Here is a 20,786-nt window from a genome sequence, read left to right as displayed (position 1 = left end):
GCTGATCGCAGGCTGACATGCTGACGTTGTGTCAGGGGCAGGGGCTTGGCGTGTATCCGTCAGTTTAGACGGCTAAAAGCCTATAAATGGGCGGAATCTTCTGTTTTTTGGCAGGCGAAACACTGTTGCTCTCGGGCAATGCAGGACAATTCCCGGTTGTGATATTCGTTTTTAGCCTTCATTGACCAAAACGAAAGCGGAATTTCCGGTGCATGTTGCGGCTGCAGGCGGCGTCTGTGCGGCCGGCTGTGGACAACAAAAAGCCGGGGCCGCATCGGCGGCCCCGGCTGCAGATGGGGTTCGGGAAAGTCAGTGAGCGAAGAAGGCGAAGCGGATGATGAACAGTGCCGCCACCAACCACGTCGCTGCATGAACCTCGCCGGGACGGCCGGTGAGCAGCTTGAGTGCGGCGTAGCTGACGAAGCCGAAGGCCAGGCCGTTGGCGATCGAGTAGGTGAAGGGCATCATCAGCGCGGTCAGCGCCGCCGGTGCTGCCTCGGTGATATCGGCCCATTCGACCTCGACCAGTTCGCGCATCATCAGGCAGGCGACATAGAGCAGGGCAGGTGCCGTCGCATAGGCCGGCACCGACCCCGCCAGCGGCGAGAAGAACAATGCAGCAAGAAACAGCACGCCGATGACCAGGGCGGTCAGGCCGGTGCGGCCGCCGGCCTGCACGCCCGAGGCGCTTTCGACATAGGCTGTTGTGCTCGAGGTGCCGAGCAGCGAGCCGGCGACGATGGCCGTGCTGTCGGCCAGAAGTGCGCGACCGAGCCGGTTGGGTTTGCCCGGCTCGATCAGCCCGGCACGCTTGGCAACGCCGATCAGCGTGCCGGTGGCGTCGAAGACCTCGACCAGCACGAACACCAGGATGACATGCACCAGGCCGGCATGCAGCGCGCCCATGACGTCGAGCTGCAGGAAGGTCGGCAGGATCGATGGCGGCATCGAGACGATGCCGTTGAACTGGCTGACGCCGAGCGCCATCGAGGCGATGGTGATGACCAGGATGCCGATCAGGATGGCGCCGCGCACCTTGAGCGCGTCGAGTGCTGCGATGATGAAGAAGCCGGCGACGGCAAGCAGCGTTCCGGTCTGGCTGAGGTCGCCGAGCGTCACCAGGGTCGCCGGGCTGGCAACGACGATGCCAGAGCTTTTCAGTGCGATGATGCCGAGGAACAGGCCGATACCGGCTGCAATCGCGCTGCGCATCGAATGCGGGATGCCGGCAATGAGCCAGCTGCGGATGCCGCTGATCGTCAAAAACAGGAAGATGACGCCCGAAATGAAGACGGCGCCCAGCGCCTGCTGCCAGGAAAAGCCCATGGCGCCGACGACGGTGAAGGCAAAGAAGGCGTTCAGGCCCATGCCCGGCGCCATGCCGATCGGCCATTTCGCCACCAGGCCCATGATCAGCGAGCCGATTGCCGCGGCGAGACAGGTGGCGACGAACACGGCATTGCGGTCCATGCCCGTCGACGACAGGATCTCCGGATTGACGAAGATGATGTAGGCCATCGTCAGGAAGGTCGTGACACCGGCGATCACTTCGGTCCGGACCGATGTACCCTGTTCCTTCAGGTTGAAATACTTCTCGAGCACTCTTTGCTTCCTCCCAGACGGCTAGGGGGCAGCCTGGTCCTGGCGCAGTTTCGCCGACGCAACCATGCTTTCCCCGCATGGCCGCAGCGATTTTCCTGCCGAACTCCTGCTACCCTCTCAAGCCGACCCAGGACGCGTCATGCGTCTCCACCCCGGACCGGCTTCCGCCAACAAATGGCGCAAGGCACGATTGCCTGCGCAAACATGGCCTAAATTCTGCCCGTTGCGCTCATCGCACAAGTGGCAGTTGCTAGAAGCAGTTTCGCGTTTTTGTTGATGAATCCGATCCGTTCGGACGATGCCTCAGGCGAGCAGCGCCAGGCCGTCTGCCGGGTCGAACAGGTGCAGCGCGTCGTCGTCGACGGTAAATGTCGCCACGTCACCCTGGCCGACCCTGGCCCGTGGCGCAAGACAGGCGATGAGCTTTTGCTGGCCGAGGCGGGCAGTGGCGACAAGTTCGGGGCCCGTCAGCTCGACCACCTCGATCCGTACCGGCAGCACATGGCCGCCGGCCTGGTCAAGTGATGCCAGCCGCAGCGCTTCCGGCCTTATGCCGAGCGCAAGCCGCGCCTTGTCGCCTATAAGCGTCCTGAAGCGGTCGGGCAGGGGCAAGCGAATGTCGGATCCGACGATTCGTAGCGCACCGTCGTCGACCTCGACATCGAGGATGTTCATCGGCGGGGCGCCGACGAAGCCGGCGACATAGAGCGTGGCGGGTTGATTGTAGATCTCTTCCGGCGTGCCGAGCTGCTCGATGCGCCCGTCCTTCATCACCGCGATGCGTGTCGCCAGCGTCATCGCCTCGATCTGGTCATGGGTGACGTAGACGACGGTGGTCTTCAGCATTTGGTGCAGGCGCTTGAGTTCGGTGCGCATTTCAAGCCTGAGCTTGGCGTCGAGATTGGACAAGGGCTCGTCGAACAGGAACACCTCGGGCTTGCGCACCAGCGCACGGCCGATGGCGACGCGCTGGCGCTGGCCGCCCGACAGCTGGCTCGGCTTGCGGTCGAGCAGCGGCTCGATTTGCAGCAGGCGCGACGCCTCCTCGACGGCCTTTTCGCGCTCGACAAGCGGCACCTTGCGCATCTCGAGGCCGAAGCCGATGTTCCGGCGCACGCTGAGATTGGGGTAGAGCGCATAGGACTGGAACACCATGGCGATGTCGCGGTCCTTGGGATGGACGCCGAGGATGGACCTGCCGGCGATCCTGACGTCGCCGCTGGTGGCTTCCGCAAGGCCTGCGATGATGTTGAGCAACGTCGACTTTCCGCAACCTGACGAGCCGAGCAGCACCAGGAACTCGCCGCTCTGCAAGGCGATATCGATGCCTTTCAGCGTCTCGACCGCGCCATAGCTCTTGCGGATGTTCTGGATGTCGAGCGCACTCATGCAACGTCGTCCCTGATCTCGGGCAATCCGCCATAGCTGCGGGGCAAGGTGGAAATGGCGCGCGAGGCGACCTGAACGCCCGCAGCGAGGCAGGCGGCGAGCGGCTGGTCCTTGGCAAGGGCTGCCAGGAAGGCGGCATTGAAGACGTCGCCGGCCCCGATCGTGTCGATGACCGTGACGACAGGCGCTGCAACCGACACCAGCTTGCCGTCCGGACCGATCGCGATGGCGCCGTCCGGCCCGCATTTGACGACCAGGATCGCGCCCTTGGGCATGCTCGGCCACAAGGCGGCGGCAGCCTCGGCAGGATGGGCGAGGCCTGCCAGCGTCGTTGCCTCGACTTCGTTCAGCAGCGCGCAGTCGCAATGCGAAAGCCAGGCGCGTGTCAAGGCGCAGTTGTGTTCGGTCCAGCCATCGGGCGGCCAGCCGGTATCGAGAACGACCGAGATGCCATGGCCATGCGCCCAATCGAAGAAGGCGTCGTATTCGCGCATCAGGTCGGTGGTCAGGAACGCGCCGCACAGCAAGGCGTAGCCACCGGCAAGGCGTTCGCCATCGAGCACCGAACGCACATCGGCCAGGCTGAACCGGGGCAGGTGTCCATGGGTGGTGAAGAAGGTGCGCTCGCCATCGGGATGGGTGATGCCGACAGAAAGCGTCGTGCGCTCCTGGCTGACCGGCCATTTGGCCGCCCGGTCGCCGAAGGCGTCGCGCAGCCACAGGCCGAACTGGTCGTTGCCGACATTGGCCGCGATCTCGAAATCGACCCCAAGCGCTTCCCAGGCGAGCGCTGAGTTCCCGGCCTGGCCGCCGACGCGCAACTCGTCGTGGTCGACGATGATCTCGGTGCCCGCCCTCGGCCAAGGTGCGGTTGGCCCCAGGATGAGGTCGACATTGACGTTGCCGATCACAGCAAGCGGCCGCATTCATTCGCTCCGTGTGATCTTGGTCGAACGCACCGGCGTGCCGGCGTCCTCGACACGGGCATCGGCAAAGGCGATCATCAGGCGCTGTGCCGTTGGCAGCATGGCAAAAATGGCGTCCATGCCGGTTGCCGGCTTGAAGGCGAGCGTTGTCGCGCCCGCCGCCGGCTGCTCACCAGAGGAATCGAAGATCACGACGGGCGCACCGGTCTCGACGGCCGAGATCGCCATGGCGGTGACCAGCGCCGCCGTCGGGTCCTTGCCACGGAACAGCACCACGCCGATGTCAGGTCCCAGCATTTCCATCGGCCCGTGCCGCAACTGTCCGCCTTCGAGCGAAAAGCACGGCCGCCGCGACAGCTCGGTCAGCCCGAGCGCCAGCGCCTCGGCAACGCCCTGCAGGCGTCGCCCCGAGGTGACGACGGTATCGACGTTGGCCAAAGCCTTGAGTGCTGCGCCGACATCGACGATCTCAGGCATCTGCAGAGCGACCAGCGCGCCGCTCGGATGCTCGCCCAGGGCGGCGAGGATGGCGAGGTGAAGCGAAAGCGTCACCGTCAGGCTGCGGGTCGCGGCAAAAGCGACCTCGCTGCCACCGACGCCGACCAGCGACGGCGCTGTCCGGGCGAGGAACGAGGCGCCTTCCAGCGTCAGCCCGAAAGTCTCGGTATTGCCGCCCGTCTCGGTGAACCAGCGCAGCACCTCGGCGCTTTCGCCCGACTGCGACGTCATGATCACCGTGCGGCCATCGAGCGAAAGCCCCTGGCCGAGCTGCTCGGACAGGGGCAGGGCGATGGCATCGATGCCGAGCGCGCGATAGAGCGGCTCGACCGCGCGGCCGACGGCGTGCGAGCCGCCCATGCCGAGCAGCAGCAACTGGCCGGTCTTTTCAAGGGAAGCGGCGACCCGGGCTGCCATCCCGGCGTTTTCGGCGAAGGACGCCAGCGCGTCGCCATGCTGGCGCGCCATTTCGCGGTCGATGGCCAAGAGGCCGTCCGGTCTGGGCTTCGGTGAGGTCATGGTCGTCATCCTTTCACGCCGCCGCTGGTCAGGCCCGAAATCAGGGCACGCTGCATGACGAGCCCGATCAGCACCGGCGGCAAGGCCGCCAGCACGCCTGCAGTGGCAATCAGACCGTAATCCGAGACGCGGCCGCCGGCGAGGTCGGCGATGGCGACAGTCAGCGTCTTGGCGCGCAGGTCGGAGGTAAACAGCAGCGCATAGAAGAACTCGTCCCAGGCCAGGAGCAGCGCAAACAGGGCCGAAGTGGCGACAACCGGTGCCGCCAGCGGCAAGGTGATGATGCGCAGCGTCTGGAACAGGCTGGCGCCGTCGATCATCGCCGCTGCTTCGATCTCGCGCGGGATCGCGTCGAAACCCGATTTCATCAGCCAGGTGGTGAAGGGGGCGAGGATGGTGAGATAGACAAGCGCCAGGCCGAAGATGTTGTTGAGCATGCCGAAATAGGCCAGGCCCATATAGAGCGGCACGGCGAGCGCGACCGGCGGCAGCATGTAGGTGGCGATCACCACCGACAGCGACCAGCCGACGGCTGGCGTGCGCGACACCGCCCAGCCGGCCGGGATGGCAAGCGCAATCGCTGCAATCGTCGCCATGCCGGCGATCCTCAGGCTGTTCCAGAGGGAGGCGACGAAGGCAGCACCGGCGCTGTTTTCGACTGATGAAAGCAGCAAGGCGTAGCGGGAGAAGTCGACCTGTTGCGGCCACCAGCGCAACGGCTTGGCCGACAGGTCGGCCGCCGGCGAGATGCTCATTACGAACAGCCACAGCACCGGCGCCAGGATGACGATCGCCAAAAGCAGCGCCGAGGCATGGATGAAGATGGTGAAGGGCAGCCTCCTGCGTTCCATCAGCTTGCACTCCCCGCTGCTTTCCTGACAAGGGCCGCATAGGCGACCGCCAGCACGGTGACCAGCAAGGTGACGATCAGAGCCAGTGACGCGCCCGAGCCGGCGCGCTGGAACGAGAAGGCCTCCTGGTAGACCAGGATCGACAGCGTTCTGGTCGAATTGGCCGGACCGCCGCGCGTCATCACCCAGATGATGTCGAACACCTTGAACGCCTCGATGGTGCGCAGCACCAGTGCCACCAGAAGCGGGCCGACGAGATAGGGCAGGATGACGAAGCGGAACCGCGCGATCGGCCCGGCACCGTCGACCATCGATGCGGCGGTGATGTCGCGCGGCACGGCCTGCAAGGCAGCAAGGGCAATGAGCGCGACGAGCGGAAAGTTCTTCCAGCAGTCGGCGACGATCAGCGCTGCCAGCGCGGTGTTGGGCTCGCCAAGCCATGAGCGGTAGGCGTCGAGCAGACCTGCCTGGGTCAGGGCTGCGTTCAACGCGCCATATTCGGGATTGTAGATCAGCCGCCACAGCGTCGCGTTGACCACTGTCGGCAACGCCCAGGGCAGGATCATCAGCGCGCGCAGGACGGTGCGGCCGTAAAACTGCTGGTTCAGCAGCAGAGCGGCGAGCACGCCGAGCACCATCTCCGCCGCCACCGAGATGACCGCGAACCATGTCGTGGTGACGAGCGTGCGCTGGAAGTTCGCGCCGGACAGCATCCTGGCGTAGTTGTCGAGGCCGACGAAGCTGCCCTCGGTGCCGACGAGCTTGGCATCGGTGAAGGACAGGCGAACCGTGTCGACGAGGGGCCAGCCGATGACTGATATCATGACCGTGAGCAGCGGCAGCATCAGCAGCCATGCCCGGGTCGTCATCCATGAGCCCGACATGAGGCGCCTTTTTACTTGATACGGCGGGGCCGGGCGGTCGGAGCCGCCCGGAAGTCTACTTGAAACGAACGGGCTGGGCGGCGGCAGCCGCCCAGAAGTCACTTGAAACGAAAGGGCCGGGCGGTCGGAGCCGCCCGGAAATTTGGGGCAGAAACCTTAGAGGCCGCTGTTTTCGGCAGCACCTTTGAGTGCGTCTTCGGGCTTTGCCTGGCCGAGCAGCGCTTCCTGGATCGCATGCTGCAGCGCCGTCGACAGCTCCTGGTATTTCGGCGTCGTCGGGCGCGGATACATCGCGGCAAGGCCGAGCTTGGCCGCGGCGATCAGCTCTTCCTGGCCCTTGGTGACCGCCGGATCGTCATAGGACGAGGCCCAGATCGGCAGGCTCAGCTTGGCATACTGGTTCTGCGTTTCCTGCGAGGTCATGAAGGTGATGAACTTCCAGGCTTCCTCGGGATGCTTGCTGGCGGTGGTGATGCCGAGGCCCATCGAGCCGTTGACCGCCGAGACCTCGCTCTTGCCCGCAACGCCTGGTGCCGGCACGACACCGACCTTCCCCGCGACCTTGCTGTCCTTGGGGTCGTTGGCCATGTTGTACATGTAGGTCCAGTTGAGTGCGAAGGCGGCTTCGCCGTTCTGGAACACCTTGCGCACGTCTTCCTCGAGGAACTCCTTGGAGTTCGGGTTGGTCAGGCCCGAGCTGTAGCTCGTCACCATGTAGTTCAGCGCATCGAGACCGCCGCCGCTCTGGAAGGCCGGCTTGCCGTCCTTGAGGAACTCGCCGCCATAGGCGCTGACCAAAGTGGTGTAGTCGCAGATCGCGGCCTCCGCCTGCGACCAGCTCCACGAGATCGGCGTTGCCAGGATGCCCTTGTCCTTGATGATCTTGGCCTGCTCGGCCAGTTCGTCCCAGGTCTTGGGCGGGCTCTTGATGCCGGCCTTCTCAAGGATTTCCTTGTTGTAGAACAGGTACTTGGTATCAAGAATCCAGGGCATGCCATAAGACTTGCCGTCATAGGCGACGGTGGTCCAGGCGCCTGGAAGCACGCCCTTCTTCATGTCGTCGGTGATGCGCGAGGAAACGTCGACGAGCACGTTGTTGGACGCATACTCGGCCGGCCAGATGACGTCGAACAGCACCACGTCGTAGCCGCCCGAACCCTGCGCCAGCACGGTCTTGTCGTGCAGACCTTCGTAGGGCACGAATTCGAGGTTCACCTTGATGTCGGGATTGGCCTTGCTGAAGGCCTCGGTCATCGCCCGCACGTCGGCCTCGCTATAGGCGGCCTGGGCCATGAACAGCGCATTGATCGCGGTTTCGGCGAAGGCATGGGGCATGAAGGCGCCGCTGACGAAAGCCGCGCCGAGCAATGTCCTGCTAATCGATTTCAACATTTGATCCTCCATTTTTGACTTATGCAAAGCCGTTCGACGGCGCGCTTCACGCAGCCGTCTCGCTTGGGAAGGACGCTGGGCCTCGGCCTCGCGATCTGTCGCAAGCGGGTGTCCTGGTCGAAAGCCGCGGCGGCTCCAGCCGCCAGTTCATTCCCCGGAACTCTTGCGGTTCCTTAATAAGTCAACTGACTTGACTTATTACTTCTGCAATTATCTATTTGAGTCAAGAGGGGAAAGAGAGTTGCGCGACAGCAGTCCGATCAGAGCCACCAGCGGCACCAACCAGGAGGGCACGAGCGCCCATAATCGCCGTGTCATGATGGATGCGTTGCGGCTCAACGGGGCGCTGTCGCGGGCCGATCTGGCGCGGGCGACGCAGCTGACCAAGCAGGCCGTTTCCAACATCGTCGAGGAGCTGGAGCGCGACGGCTTCGTCGTCTCGCTCGACGCGGTTAGAAAGGGCAGGGGCCAGCCCTCGACGCCCTACAGGCTGGTCCCAGAAGGGGCCTTTGCCATCGGCCTGCAGATCGACCGCCATCTGACCCGCGCCGTCGCCGTCGACCTCGTCGGCACCGTACTGGTACGTGCCGAGGCCAATCTGCCGCCTGACGATCCGCATGGCGGCGTCAGGATCATTCTCGGCGTCATCGAGGGCATCAGGCGCGATCTCGCCGCGATCTCGGCGCAATCCGAAAGGCGCATCGTCGGCCTGGGCGTGGCCATGCCCGGCCCGTTCGGGCTGGAAGAGTTCGGCGACAACAAGTGGATGATGCCGGCCTGGCAGAAATATCCGCTGCTGGAGACGCTTGCCGCCGGCACCGGCCTCGACGTCAGCCTGCAGAACGACGCTGCCGCCTGCGCCATCGCCGAGCGCATGGTGGGTGCCGCGCATGGGCTCGATCACGCCGTCTGCCTCTATGTCGGCTACGGCATCGGCGCCGGCCTCATCCTCAATGGCGAAAGCTACCGGGGCGGCAACGGTAACGCCGGCGAAATCGGCATGGCGCTGCTCTCGCCGCGCAGCAGCGACGGCGCGGTGCTCGAGCACCGCGCCTCGCTTGCCTCGCTCTACCAGCATCTGGAGCTCGACCCGTCCGAACCGGGCCTATACGAACATGTCGAGGCGTTGGCCCTTGCCGAAGATCCGGCGTTGCTCGCCTGGGTCAGGGACGCGGCGATGGACCTGCGCTGGAGCGTCCAGCTCATAGAAACGCTTTTTGACCCGCAGACGGTGATCCTGACCAGCGGCGCGCCCGAGGCCCTGGCGCGGCTGATCCTTGAAGCGATGCTGCCGCTGCCGTCGTCGATCGCCGACCGCCCGCAGCGGAGCTTGCCGCGGCTGCAACTCGGCATCGCCGACCCCTGGTCGATCGCCCTTGGCGCTGCCGCCGAGCCGATCGGCCGCGCATTCGACCCGCGCTTTTCGGCGATCCTCAAGACGCGTTCGGGCGGCTAGGGATTTGCGTGTCGGTTCCTGATGTGAAAATAATTTGACAGGAAGGCAAATCTGCGTTTGCATCGGCATGCCTGATGATGCGAATGCGCGAGCTTTCGCTCAGGCGGGGAGAGATGCCGCAACAGGGCCGATCTCCCGCAGTGCATGATCAGAGCAGCCCGCTCAACCTACCAGTCGATGACGATCCGGAACTCGCAATTCCAGGGACAGGGCTCATAGCGCGTCGAAGCTGAATGTCAGCTTCGTCGGAGTGAATGAGAACCGACCTGGAGAAGCTGCATGTCCGTAGACCTGCTCGTCCGTGATGCATATGTGTATGTCGATCGCGGCTGGGAAATCGCCGACGGCTGGATCGCCGTCAAAGACAAGAGAGTCCATTCCGTGGGCAAGGCCGGCGACGAGCCGGTCGCCGCAAAGACCATCTCGGCGCGTGGCCGGCTGGTCACGCCGGGCCTGATAAACGCCCACCACCACATGTACCAGAACCTGACGCGGTCCTACGCGCCGGTGACCAACGGTTCGCTGTTCGAATGGCTGACCGGGCTCTACCCGATGTGGGCCGGGCTGACCGAGGAATCGGTCTATGCCTCCACCTATGTCGCAATGACCGAGCTTTTGATGGGCGGCTGCACCACCTCGATGGACCACATGTATGTCCATCCCAGGCCCAGGCTGATCGATGCCCAGATCCGCGCCAGCACCGACATCGGCTTCCGTTTCTATGCGACACGCGGGTCGATGACGCGCTCGGTCGAGGATGGCGGCCTGCCGCCTGCCTCGGTGGTGCAGCGCGAGGACGACATCCTCGAAGACAGCGTCCGGCTGGTGGAGAGCTACCACGATGCCGGGCCGGGCGCGATGACGCGCGTGGCGCTCGCGCCTTGCTCGTTGTTCTCCGTGACCGAGCGGATCATGTCGGAATCGGCGCGGCTGGCCGACAAATATGATCTCAGGCTGCACACCCACCTCGCCGAGGACCCCGAGGAGGACAGATATTGCGCCGAGGTCTATGGCTGTACGCCGACCGAATATTTCGAGCGTGTCGGCTGGGCCAGCAAGCGCTCCTGGGTCGCGCATTTCATCTATCCGACCGATGCCGAGATCGGACGCCTCGCACATGCCGGCGTCTGCGCCACCCAGTGCCCCTGTTCGAACATGCTGATCGGCGGCGGCTCGGCCGACGCCATGGGGCTTCGCGCCCGCGGCATGCGCGTCGGCCTTGGCTGCGATGGCTCGGCTTCGACCGACCATGCGTCGATGTGGCTGGAGGCGCGCACGGCGCTGTTGCTCGGACGCTATCGCAACGGCCCGCATTCGATGTCGGCGCGCGATGCGCTCGACATCGCCACGCGGGGCGGTGCCGCCTGTCTCGGCTGGGAGGATGAGATCGGCCATCTGAGGCCGGGTGCCTGCGCCGACCTTGTCGTCTGGAGCATGTCGGATGTGGCGCTTGCCGGCGCCCATAGTGATCCGGTCGAGGCCTGGCTGCGCTGTGGCCCCGCGGTCGCCGGCACCACTGTGGTCTCAGGCAAGGTGCTCGTCGAGGACTGCCGTCCGGTGATGACCGAACTCGGCGACGTGTTGCGCGAGCATGCCCGCCATTCACGCCGCATGCAGTGCCTCGAGGCCTGACCGGGCCATCGGCCCAATTTCATCTATTGCCGCGGAGGCGGCTCATACTTCTGGGAGGAGGTCGTATATCAATGACTGATCATGTTCATGCCCATATGGGCGAGCTTGAAGCGGTCGATGGCATGGTCGGGGATGTCGAGGAGGTCATCCCCGCCAAGCGTCGCTTCGCATTGGGACTTCAGCAGGCGCTCGTGTCCAACGCCTGGCTCGATCCCATCTTCATCGCTTCGGTGGCGGGGTTCTCCGCCACGCTGGCGACAAATCTGGTGACCGCCACATTCCTCGCTGCAGGCGTGGTCACCGTCGTGCAGAGCACCAGGCTGGTCCGCTTGCCGGTGGTGCAGGGGCCGTCCTCGGCCTTTTCGCCACTGGCCATCGGATATTACAAGGCAGGGACGATCTCCGCGGCAAGCCTCGGCCTGATCATCGGCGCGGCACTCGTCTTCCTTGCCTCCGTCTGCGGCCAGTTTGCCAAGCTCCGGCGCCTGCTGTCGCCGGCCGTCTCCGGAACGATCATCACGCTTGTGGGGGTCGCACTGGCGGGGTTCACCTTCATGGAGTTCTTCGGCGGCATCGGCTCGCCAAGCTTTGCCACGGGATCGAGCCTGTTCCTGGCCTGTGTGACGACGGCGGTCGTGCTGCTCAGCGCCGCCTTCGGCGGTACCTTGCGCATGTTCGGCTTCCTGACAGCGCTCATCGTCGGCGATGTTCTGGCGCTGGGCCTTGGACTGCTCGACTTCTCCAGCGTCGGCCAGGCGCCCTGGCTGGCCTTCCCGAAACTGCTGCCCTATGGCGCGCTGACCTTCGACCCGGCGATCACCATCACCATGTGCATCGTCTTCGTCGTTGCCGTCGTCGAGGCCATGGGCATGTATGAGGCGACGGCGCGGCTTACAGGCGTCGAACTCGACGACCGCCGCGTCAATGCCGGCATTGCCGGTGAAGCCGGTGGTTCGATGCTGGCAGCACTGATCGGCGGTTTCGGCACCACGGCATACGCGCAGAATCTCGGCGTCATCAGGCTGACCGGCGTCGCCAGCCGACATGTCGTCCGCGTCGCCGGCCTCATCTTCATCGCCCTGGCATTCCTGCCCAAGGTCGCAGCGGTGCTGGTGGCGACACCGGCGGCGGTTGTCGGCGGGCTGTTCCTGCCGGCGGCGGCAACCGTGGTCATGACCGGCATCCAGATGGCGAGCCAGGACCGGGGTTCACCTGTCAAGAACATGGTGGCCCCGCTCGGCCTGATGGCCGGGCTGGGCATTCCTGCGCTGGCCGGGGCCCTGTCGGGCGGGCTGCCGCAGATCCTTGGCGAGATGCTCGCACATTCCATCGTGGTCGGCGCGGTGACCGTCATGGTCGCCGAGATCGTCCTGGTTCGCCTTCCCGAGTTCCTGCGCTCGCGCTGAAACAGGAGCAGCCGGGCCGAGGATCCGGCGTCGATCGGCTGGGACATGGACGCGGCGATGGACTCGCGCTCGGCGCTGACGCCGAGCGCGATCGGCCCACGCCGTTCGGCGACCCCAAGGACGCGTTCGGAGTGTCAGCCGAGCATTGCCGGGCTGAAGCGCGCGACTTCCTCATGGATCCGGTTGACCAGCATCAGCGGGCGGGTGCCGCCGATCTGGGCCGTCTCATCGGCGACGGCCGCAGGTGGTCGCCGTCGCCATCAGCTTGGGCATGGTCGCGGCGCTATCCATCTCGGCCCGCCGCATCGATGCCGCCGATGCAGGCATATTTGAGCTCGGTGAATTCGAGGATGCCGTGATGGGAGCCCTCGCGCGAATTGCCGCTTTCCTTGACGCCGCCGAAGGGCGCCAGTTCGGTCGAGATCAGCCCGGTGTTGACGCCGACCATGCCGAATTCGAGCCGCTCCATCATCCGGAACACCCGCGCCGAATCGCGCGTGAAGAAATAAGCGGCGAGCCCGGTCTCGGTCGCATTCGCCGCCTGCAGCACCTCGGCCTCTGTCTCGAAGCGGAATATGGGTGCCAGCGGCCCAAAGGTTTCGTCCTGCGCCAACAGCATGTCGGCCGCAGCGCCGGTGATGACTGTCGGTTCGAAGAAGGTGCCGCCAAGCGCGTGGCGCTTGCCGCCGGCGGCAATCTCGGCGCCCTTGCCGAGCGCGTCCGCGATATGCGCTTCGACCTTGGCTATGGCGCGTTCCGAGATCAGCGGCCCCTGGACGACGCCGTCGTCGAAGCCGCAGCCGACCCGCAACTGCTTCACCCGCTCCGTCAGCCTGGCGACGAAGACGTCATGGACGGCCGACTGGACGTAGATGCGGTTGGTGCAGACGCAGGTCTGGCCGGAGTTCCTGAATTTGGAAGCCATCGCCCCTTCGACCGCTGCGTCGACATCGGCGTCGTCGAAGACGATGAAAGGGGCATTGCCGCCAAGCTCGAGGGCGACACGTTTGACCGTGCCGGCCGCCTGCCGCATCAGCAGCTTGCCTGTCGGCGTCGAGCCGGTGAAGCCGACGAGCCGCACCGCCGGATGCGATGTCAGCACGCCGCCTATGGCGATCGCATCGCCGGTGACGACATTGAAGCTGCCGGCCGGGAAGCCGGCGCGCCGTGCCAGTTCGGCCAGAGCGAGAGCGGTCAGCGGCGTCTCGGGCGCCGGCTTGACCACGACGGTGCAGCCTGCGGCGAGGGCGGGCGCGACCTTGCGGGTGATCATCGCCGCCGGGAAGTTCCATGGCGTGATCGCCGCCACCACGCCGAGCGGCTGCCGCTGCACCAGGATACGGGCGTCGGGGCGGTGTGACGGCAGGATCTCGCCGGCAATACGCTTGGCCTCCTCGGCATAGAACTCGACATAGGAGGCGGCATAGTCGATCTCGCCGAGTGCTTCGGCGAAGGGCTTGCCCTGTTCGCTGGTCAGGATGGTGGCAAGGTCGCTGCGTGCCGCAACGATCAGCTCGAACCAGCGCCGCAGCGTTGCCGAGCGCTCCTTCGCCGTCTTCGCCGCCCAGGGCCGGAACGCCCTGGAAGCCGCCTCGACGGCTTGGGTGGCTGCGTCCTCGCCAAGGTTGGGGACATGGGCGATGACTGCGCCAGAGGCCGGATCGGTGACAGGCGTGTCGGCAGACCCGACAAAGCAGCCGTCGATGAAGGCCTGCGTCTTCATGAGGCCATTGTCTTCGAGCGTGCGCATGACGGCTCCTAGGCGTTGGCGGAGACGAGCGCGCGCTCGAGGAGGTCCAGTCCTTCCCCAAGCAGCGCATCGGAAATCGTCAGCGGGCAGAGCAGGCGGACGGTGTTGCCGAATACGCCGCAGGACAGAAGCACCAGCCCATGGCCGAGTGCCGCCTGCACCACCTTCCTTGTCGTCTCGGCGTCAGGGGTGTTGGTGCCACGCTCGGCGACGATGTCGAAGGCGACCATGGCGCCTGGGCCGCGGATCGACGACATCGGCACTGCGTCGTTGCGCTGCGCAATCCGGTCCAGGGCAGTGCGCATCGTCGCCCCGATCTCATTGGCACGGGCGACAAGGCCTTCGTCCTTGATGATGTCGAGCACGGCGAGGGCGGCCGCACAGGCGACCGGATTGCCGGCATAGGTGCCGCCCAGCCCGCCCGGTTCGGCAGCGTCCATGATCGCCGCGCGCCCGACGACGCCAGCCAGCGGGAAGCCGCCGCCGAGCGCCTTGGCGACGGTGATGATGTCGGGCTCGACGCCGGAATGTTCGATGCCGAACATGCTGCCGGTGCGCGCGAACCCCGTCTGCACCTCGTCGGCGATCAGCACGATGCCGTGGCTGTTGCAGATTTCCCTGAGCGCCTTGAGAAGCTCGACAGGGGCGGGCCAGAAGCCGCCTTCACCCTGGACCGGCTCGATGATGATCGCAGCGACGTCAGACGGCGCGATGTCGGCGCGGAACAGAAGCTGCAGCGCGTGCAGCGCATCCGAGACGTCGACATCCAGTGGCGTCGCCGGGAACGGCACGTGAAAGACGCCGGCGGGCGACAGGCCGAATTTATGCTTATAGGGCGCGACCTTGCCGGTCAGCGCCATGGTCATCGCCGTGCGGCCGTGGAAACCGCCGGCAAAGGCGATGATGCCGGGCCGGCCGGTCGCTGCCTTGGCGATCTTGATGGCGTTTTCGACAGCTTCCGCGCCGGTCGAAAACAGGATCGACTTTGCCTCGCCGGAGAAGGGCGCCAGCGCGTTCAGGCGCTCGCACAGCGCGACATAGGGTTCGTAGGGCAGCACCTGGAAGGCGGTATGGGTGTAGGCGTCGAGCTGCTGCTTCGCGGCGGCGATCACCTTGGGGTGACGGTGGCCGGTATTGAGAACCGCGATTCCGGCGGCAAAATCGATGTAGCGGCGCCCCTCGACGTCCCAGATCTCGGCGCCTTCCGCCTTGCCGGCAAAGACGGGGAAGGCCGTTGCGACGCCGCGTGCGACTGCCGCCGACCGGCGGGCCAGCAAGGTGGTGTTGGTGGTCATGGGGGAGGTGCTCCGTAAGATTCTGGCGGCAACCTAGCGGCAATCCTTGGCAAGCAGTGCGCGATTGATTTAGATGCGGTGGTGCCTCCAGTGCACCACAGACTGTCCAGGGGCCTCTGCTTGAACACCGACATTCGAAGACGCCGGTCCGTCGAGAAAGACCAGCCGCATCAGGCGATGCCGCCGCTGCAGATGATCCGCGCCTTCGAGGCGGCGGGGCGCATGGGCTCGATGCGCAAGGCGGCCAACGATCTCGGCGTCAGCCATTCGGTGGTCAGCCGCCATGTCAAGAACCTCGAATTCTGGATGGCGGTGAAACTCGTCGCGTCCAGTCCCCGGGGCCTCAGGCTCACCCGCGAAGGCGAGATTTTCCATGCCGCCATCTCGACGGCCTTCGAACTGATCGCTGCAACGACGGCCGAACTTCGTCCGCCCTCGCATCGGCGGACGCTCAGGCTGTGGTGCATGCCTGGCCTGGCGACGCGCTGGCTGGGGCCGAGGCTGCCTGAGATGCAGCATCTGCTCGGCGACACGGAACTGGTGTTTCGCGCCATCGACCGGCTGCCGGATTTCTCGGTCGGCGAGGCCGATGTGATGGTCGGCTTCGGCGACCCCGACGACCTTCCTGTCGGAGCGACCTTGCTCGTTCATCCCAGGATGTTTCCGGTGGCCAGCCGGCAATGGCTGGATGCGGCAGGTCCCCTGGAAAGCATTGCTGCACTTGTGCGGGCACCGCTGATCCACGAGGAAAACCGCCAGCAATGGGCCGACTGGTTTCGCAAGGCCGGCGTGGCGCATGACGCGCTGCAGGGTCCGCGCCTTTGGGACGCCAGCCTTGGCTTCGAAGCCGCTCTGGCCGGGCAGGGCGTCGCACTGGCGACACGGCTGACGACAGGCAACGAAATGGCCAGGGGCCGCCTCGTCGAGCTGTTCGACACCGACATCCGGCTCGGCGCCTATTATTTCATCGCCGCACCGGCCCGCCGCAAGGACAGGGCGATCCGCAAGCTGCATGACTGGCTGGCCGGCGAATTGATGCGATCGGAGGCTGCCGCAGCACCTTCCAGCGATAAGTCGGCAGCAACTGGAGCTGTCGGCCCGACGCTTTGAACCATACGCGAAAGAAGGACCCAGCAGCCCGGTGATGCCGCGCTGCTACCGGGCTTTCAGGACGCACATATGCATCTGATCGAAGCCGGCGTTTGATCAACCGCCGGAACGAGCGGCGACAGTCGAAACGGATGTCGCTGGTCAACGGAGCGATAGTCCTTCGACCGGTCTGCGCGACATGCTGGTCAGTCCACGTCGAGGCTGGGCGGGCCGACCTCGCGATCATCTGCGATGGCGTAGTCGATGCGCAGGATACGGCCCGAAAAATCCGGGTTCGTCTGCCTGTCCGGATCGACCGGTTCGGCGTTGCTGCGCCCGAACATCAGCGGCGACAGCGACAGCCTGAGCAGGGTGCGTTCGAACACATGTTCGCCGGCCGGCTGGCCGTCGACCGTCAGGCGGCCGCGTCCCTTGAGCGTGCCGGTCTTATCGAATTCGAAGGCGACAGTCGTCTTGCCGAGCGGCAGGTCCCGGTCCGAGATGAGGCGGCTGACTTCGAAGCCGGCATAGTTGTAGGTGTAGACCAGCCGGTTCTCGATGACGTCGAGCGCGTAGCCACCATGGCAGCTGCCGAAGCAGACGAGCGCGCCGCCCTGGCTCGCATCGCTGCGCTCGATCTCGACGGTTATGCGGTGCGAGACGTCCTGCGTCATCGGCGCGGCTTCCGCAGGTATCGAGGAGATCGGCGGGAAGTAGCTGCACTCGTTGCGCCAGCGTGGTGCGCCGGGCCTGTAGGGCGGCTTGAACAGCACGTCGCTGTCGTCGAGAGGCATGACGCCGTAGCGGCCGGCTTCCGCCCACCAGCGTTCCTTCATCTCGGCGAGCTTTTCCGGCCTTTCCTGGGAGAGGTCGCGCAGCTCGGAGAAATCCTCGTCGAGGTGGTAGAGCTCCCAGCGCTCGCTGTCGAAATCGCTGCCGGCCTTGTGCTGCGTCACGGCTTTCCAGCCGCGATGCCAGATGCTGCGATGTCCGTACATCTCGAAATATTGCGACTGCTTGGCGGTTGCCGCATCCGGCGCGTCGAAGGAATAGGCGAAGCTCTCGCCATGGATCGGCATCTGTGCCACGCCGTTGATGCTTTCGGGCGGGGTGACGCCGCAGAGCTGCATGATTGTCGGCGTAATGTCGGTGACATGGGTGAATTGGCTGCGCACCTCGCCCTTGTCTGATATGCCTGAAGGCCACGAAAAGATCATCGGGTCGCGCACGCCGCCGCCATGGGTGAAGCTCTTGTAGAGCTTGAGCGGCGTGTTCGACGCCTGCGCCCAGCCCCAGGGATAGTTGCCCGAGCTGCGTGCCGTGCCGATTTCCGCCATGCGCTCGCGCGACACGGCATAGTCCTCAGGCAGGCGGTTGAACCAGCGCAGCACATTGGTCGTGCCGTCAGGATCGCAATCGGTGGACGCGCCATTGTCGGATATCAGCACGATGATCGTGTTGTCGCGAATGCCGGTGCGGTCGAGGAAGTCCAGCAGCTTGCCGAAGGCGGCGTCGGTATGGCCCAAAAGCGCGGCATAGGCCTCCTGCATATGCTCAGACACCTCGCGTTCTTCCGGCGAGAGTTCGGCCCAGGCACGCACTCCGGGATTTGGCGGCGGCAGTTCGGTGCTTTCCGGAACGAGGCCCATCGCCTTCTGCTTGGCCAGCCTCTGCACGCGTTCTTCGTCCCAGCCATGGCCGAAGCGGCCGCGATATCGGGCCAGTGCGGACTCCGGCGCCTGGTGCGGGAAATGCCCGGCGCCGTAGCAGAGATAGAGGAAGAACGGCTTGTCTGGCCAGATCGCCATCTTGTCGGCGATGTAGCGCACCGCGCGGTCCGAAAGGTCGTCGGACAAATGGTAGCCCTGTTCGGGTGTCGCCGGCGGCGGAACCTGCTGGTTGTCCTGGCAGAGTTCCGGGTGGAACTGGTCGGTGCTGCCATTCATGAAGCCATAGAAGCGCTCGAAGCCGCGGCCGAGCGGCCACTGATCGAAGGGGCCGGCCGCATTGGCGTTTTCGGTCGGCGCAAGGTGCCATTTGCCGACCGCATAGGTCGCATAACCCTGCAGCTTGAGCATTTCGGCGAGCGTGCCGGCGCGGTGGCTGATCGCGCCGCGGCCCGAGGGCCAGCCCATGTCGGCATTGGCCAGATAGCGCATGCCGACCGAGTGGTGGTTGCGCCCGGTCAGCAGGCAGGCACGTGTCGGCGAGCACAGCGTGGTGGTGTGGAAATTGCTGTAGCGCAGTCCGTTATCGGCGAGTGAATCGAAGTTCGGCGTGTCGATGGACGAGCCGAAACAACCGAGGTCGGAGTAGCCGACGTCGTCGAGCACGACATAGATGACATTCGGCTTGCCGGCCGGGCCGACCGGAATGTCGGCATAGTCGCGCTCGGATTCATGGTGCGTGCGGCCGATATGTCCGCGAAATTCGGAAGTCATGCTCTACCCCGATCATGTGAGATGGTCGCCGGGCCGCTTCAGGAGGGGACGGCCCGGCCGATGGATCAGTAGCCGGTGACGCCGCGCAAATAGCGCTTGAGCAGCGTCCGCCCGAGCAGCCGCCACAGCCGATCGGTGGCAAAGCCGAGAAGGCCGAGCGCGATGATTGCCGCGAACATCCAGTCGACCTGGAAGTAGAGGCGCGAGGTCCAGATGATGTAGCCGAGCCCGGCATCGGCGGCGAGCATTTCGGCGGCCGCGATGACGAGGAAGGACGAGGCGAGCGCCAGCCGCATGCCGACATAGATCGAGGGCAGGGAGGCCGGGATCATCACCTTGAAGAACACCTGCCGCTCGTTGGCGCCGAGGCAGCGGGCGGCATTCAGCTTGTCCTGCGAGATCGAGGACACGCCGCTGGCCGTGTTGACCATCACGATGAAGGCCGTCGCATAGGCGATCAGGATGATCTTCGACATCTCGCCTACGCCGAACCAGATGATGAACAAGGTCACCAGCGCGATGGCCGGAACGAAGCGGAAGAAGTGGATGAACGGGTCGACCAGGTGACGCGCCACCGGCGAGACGCCGACGGCGAGCCCGATCGGAATGGCAATGGCGCTGCCGAGAAACCAGCCCGAGAGAATACGCATCATCGACACCAGAATGGACTGAGTGAGGGTACCCTCCGCCAGCATCTGTCCGGCGCCGTTGAGCACGGCGAGCGGTGCGGGCAGGAACATGGGATCGACCAGCCAGGTCGAGGCCATTTGCCAGAAGATCACGACGACAGCGACGCTGAGCGCCGACCAGGCGTAGGATGGCATCAGTTTTGCTCCCATTGCGAAGCCGCCTCCCTTTCGATGTCGCCCTCGATCGCCTTCACGGCATCGGCGAAACGGCTGTCGAGGTCGTCGCGCGGATAGGGCAGGTCGATGTCGTAGATGCGCGTGATGTTGGCGCGGGGCCCCCGGCTCATCACTGCAACGCGCTGGCCAAGCAGCACGGCCTCGCGAATGTCGTGGGTGACATAGACCATGGTGCAGGCGGTCTCGCGCCAGATCCGCGTCAGCTCCTTCTGCAGGACGCGGCGCGTCAGTGCGTCGAGGGCCGCAAACGGTTCGTCGAACAGGATCAGTTCAGGTTCGGCGGCCAGCGTACGCGCGATCTGCACGCGCTGCTTCATGCCGCCGGAAAGCTCATGCGGAAATTTCTGCTCGTGGCCGCGAAGGCCGACGAGGTCGATATAGCGCTGTGCCATTTCGCGGGATTCGGCGCGAGCCTTGCCCGCGACGCTGGGGCCGAAGCCGATATTCTCGGCCACGGTGAGCCACTGGAACAGCGGCTCCTCGATCGATTGGAACACCATGCCGCGCCGCCGGTCGGGGCCGGCGATCGTCTCGCCATTGGCGAGCACGCGGCCTTCGGTCTGCTTCTCGGTCCCGGCGACGATCTTGAGCAATGTCGACTTGCCCGAGCCGCTGGGGCCGACGAGGACGAAGAATTCGCCTTGCGCGACGGTCACGGACAGGTCGGCCAGGATAAGCTCGCTGCCCGCCTTCTGGCCGGGATAGGCCATGCCGACCTTGTCGAAGACGACCGCAGGCATGGCGCCCGGAGATGCCGCCTCGCGTGTTTGATTGTTTGTCATCGCAGGTC

At 65.2% G+C, this 20,786-nt stretch carries 16 protein-coding genes; 4 read left to right on the top strand and 12 right to left on the bottom strand.

The window, feature by feature from the left end:
* Window positions 1-309: 309 nt before the first annotated feature.
* The 7 genes from DY201_RS18995 to DY201_RS18965 all read right to left on the bottom strand — a co-directional run bounded on the left by DY201_RS18995 (window position 310) and on the right by DY201_RS18965 (window position 8,061).
* Entirely contained in the window at window positions 310-1,602 is a 1,293-nt protein-coding gene (locus tag DY201_RS18995) for an NCS2 family permease (protein ID WP_115732537.1), read from the bottom strand.
* A 303-nt stretch (window positions 1,603-1,905) separates the two neighbouring features.
* A complete protein-coding gene (locus DY201_RS18990; RefSeq protein WP_115732536.1) occupies window positions 1,906-2,991 on the bottom strand; it encodes an ABC transporter ATP-binding protein in 1,086 nt (361 codons plus the stop codon).
* Window positions 2,988-3,917 (bottom strand): PfkB family carbohydrate kinase, encoded by a 930-nt coding sequence (locus tag DY201_RS18985; protein ID WP_115732535.1) that lies wholly within the window; start codon window positions 3,915-3,917, stop codon window positions 2,988-2,990. Before DY201_RS18985 ends, DY201_RS18990 begins: the two co-directional genes overlap by 4 nt.
* Complete coding sequence (locus DY201_RS18980; RefSeq protein ID WP_115733877.1) at window positions 3,918-4,934, bottom strand: SIS domain-containing protein; 1,017 nt, start codon at window positions 4,932-4,934, stop codon at window positions 3,918-3,920.
* 5 nt (window positions 4,935-4,939) lie between these two features.
* Window positions 4,940-5,785, bottom strand: a complete 846-nt coding sequence (locus DY201_RS18975; protein WP_115732534.1) for a carbohydrate ABC transporter permease — start codon at window positions 5,783-5,785, stop codon at window positions 4,940-4,942.
* On the bottom strand, window positions 5,785-6,669 hold the full coding sequence (locus tag DY201_RS18970; protein ID WP_115732533.1) for a carbohydrate ABC transporter permease: 885 nt from the start codon (window positions 6,667-6,669) through the stop codon (window positions 5,785-5,787). The genes DY201_RS18975 and DY201_RS18970 overlap by 1 nt, the downstream gene beginning before the upstream one ends.
* 156 nt (window positions 6,670-6,825) lie before the next feature.
* A complete protein-coding gene (locus DY201_RS18965; RefSeq protein ID WP_115732532.1) occupies window positions 6,826-8,061 on the bottom strand; it encodes an extracellular solute-binding protein in 1,236 nt (411 codons plus the stop codon).
* Window positions 8,062-8,302: 241 nt separating this feature from the next.
* Here DY201_RS18965 and DY201_RS18960 point away from each other — a divergent pair, with 241 nt between their 5' ends.
* The 3 genes from DY201_RS18960 (at window position 8,303) to DY201_RS18950 (ending at window position 12,555) form a co-directional block, all read left to right on the top strand.
* Complete coding sequence (locus DY201_RS18960) at window positions 8,303-9,517, top strand: ROK family transcriptional regulator (RefSeq protein ID WP_115732531.1); 1,215 nt, start codon at window positions 8,303-8,305, stop codon at window positions 9,515-9,517.
* A 279-nt stretch (window positions 9,518-9,796) separates the two neighbouring features.
* On the top strand, window positions 9,797-11,149 hold the full coding sequence (locus DY201_RS18955) for an 8-oxoguanine deaminase (RefSeq protein ID WP_115732530.1): 1,353 nt from the start codon (window positions 9,797-9,799) through the stop codon (window positions 11,147-11,149).
* 71 nt (window positions 11,150-11,220) lie between these two features.
* Window positions 11,221-12,555, top strand: a complete 1,335-nt coding sequence (locus DY201_RS18950) for a uracil-xanthine permease family protein (protein WP_245432041.1) — start codon at window positions 11,221-11,223, stop codon at window positions 12,553-12,555.
* 283 nt (window positions 12,556-12,838) lie between these two features.
* Here the strand turns inward: DY201_RS18950 and DY201_RS18945 are convergent, their stop codons facing one another.
* Together DY201_RS18945 and gabT are read right to left on the bottom strand one after the other, a co-directional pair.
* The gene (locus tag DY201_RS18945; protein ID WP_115732528.1) at window positions 12,839-14,305 is read right to left on the bottom strand and encodes an NAD-dependent succinate-semialdehyde dehydrogenase; all 1,467 of its coding nucleotides are present in this window, start codon (window positions 14,303-14,305) and stop codon (window positions 12,839-12,841) included.
* 8 nt (window positions 14,306-14,313) lie between these two features.
* Window positions 14,314-15,600: a 4-aminobutyrate--2-oxoglutarate transaminase gene (gene gabT / locus DY201_RS18940; protein ID WP_115732527.1), complete on the bottom strand. Its 1,287-nt coding sequence runs from the start codon at window positions 15,598-15,600 to the stop codon at window positions 14,314-14,316.
* Between the two features lie 120 nt (window positions 15,601-15,720).
* Between gabT and DY201_RS18935 the strand changes: the two genes are divergently transcribed.
* A complete protein-coding gene (locus tag DY201_RS18935) occupies window positions 15,721-16,710 on the top strand; it encodes a LysR substrate-binding domain-containing protein (protein ID WP_115732526.1) in 990 nt (329 codons plus the stop codon).
* A gap of 185 nt (window positions 16,711-16,895) precedes the next feature.
* On the opposite strand, the gene DY201_RS18930 is transcribed toward DY201_RS18935, so the two are convergent.
* From DY201_RS18930 to DY201_RS18920, 3 genes are all read right to left on the bottom strand, one after another.
* Window positions 16,896-19,130, bottom strand: coding sequence for an arylsulfatase (locus DY201_RS18930; RefSeq protein WP_115732525.1), 2,235 nt, complete (start codon window positions 19,128-19,130; stop codon window positions 16,896-16,898).
* Between the two features lie 65 nt (window positions 19,131-19,195).
* Complete coding sequence (locus tag DY201_RS18925) at window positions 19,196-19,954, bottom strand: ABC transporter permease (protein ID WP_067963167.1); 759 nt, start codon at window positions 19,952-19,954, stop codon at window positions 19,196-19,198.
* Window positions 19,954-20,778, bottom strand: coding sequence for an ABC transporter ATP-binding protein (locus tag DY201_RS18920; RefSeq protein ID WP_245432040.1), 825 nt, complete (start codon window positions 20,776-20,778; stop codon window positions 19,954-19,956). Before DY201_RS18920 ends, DY201_RS18925 begins: the two co-directional genes overlap by 1 nt.
* Window positions 20,779-20,786 lie beyond the last annotated feature (8 nt).

It is taken from the genome of Aminobacter aminovorans, assembly GCF_900445235.1.
Taxonomy (GTDB): Bacteria; Pseudomonadota; Alphaproteobacteria; order Rhizobiales; family Rhizobiaceae; genus Aminobacter; species Aminobacter aminovorans.
This window is presented reverse-complemented; position numbering and strand designations above follow the sequence as displayed.